This window comes from Cytobacillus oceanisediminis 2691 (assembly GCF_007678455.1).
In the GTDB taxonomy this organism is placed as follows: domain Bacteria; phylum Bacillota; class Bacilli; order Bacillales; family Cytobacillaceae; genus Mesobacillus; species Mesobacillus oceanisediminis_A.
Window position 1 is genome coordinate 1 of sequence record NZ_VEEP01000401.1, and the last position, 236, is coordinate 236.

A 236-nucleotide genomic window follows, 5' to 3' on the forward strand; every position below is an offset into this window, starting at 1 on the left:
GGGTGTTATGAGAATATTTTGTGTGGGAGGAAGGGGGTTGGGTATAGATTGGAATGTTTTTGTTGGGATGATGATGGGATGTGGGATGGTTAGGGGGTTGAAGAAGTTTAAATGGTGGGGAAGGGTGGAAGGAAGGTGATTATGGTAAGGAATTAGTGTATTTTGATTTATTGTGGAAATTAATGAAATGATAGAGTGATAAGGGGTTGAATATGAGGATGTGGTTGATAATTAAG

1 protein-coding gene is annotated in these 236 nt (G+C 39.0%); it reads right to left on the reverse strand.

Features of this window, described 5'->3' with window-relative positions:
- Positions 1-192: dihydrofolate reductase (locus tag FS736_RS25685; protein ID WP_144481574.1), on the reverse strand; the 192-nt coding region annotated here is incomplete at its 3' end.
- Positions 193-236: the final 44 nt, after the last annotated feature.